1 protein-coding gene is annotated in these 270 nt (G+C 69.3%); it reads left to right on the top strand.

Features of this window, described 5'->3' with window-relative positions:
* On the top strand, nt 1-270 hold a 270-nt coding region (locus E4K09_RS02505; RefSeq protein WP_166802121.1), incomplete at both ends, for a TSUP family transporter.

Here is a 270-nt window from a genome sequence, read left to right as displayed (position 1 = left end):
GGCTTGGGCATCCTGATCTCGATCCCGGGCGCGCTCGGCTACGTCTATGCCGGCTGGCCGCACATGGCCGAGTACCCCGACGTGATCGCCTTCCAGCCGCCCCTGGCGCTCGGCTACGTGTCGCTGATCGGCTTCCTGCTCTTCATCCCCACCAGCACCCTCATGGCCCCCCTCGGCGCCCGCCTCGCCCACCGCCTCTCCAAGCGCCGCCTCGAGCTCGCCTTCGGCATCTTCCTCATCCTCGTCTGCGCCAGATTCGCCGCAAGCCTG

Source organism: Microvirga pakistanensis (assembly GCF_004458765.1).
GTDB classification, from domain to species: Bacteria; Pseudomonadota; Alphaproteobacteria; order Rhizobiales; family Beijerinckiaceae; genus Microvirga; species Microvirga pakistanensis.
The sequence above is the reverse complement of the archived record's forward strand: the minus strand, read 5'-3'. Positions and strand labels throughout refer to the sequence as shown.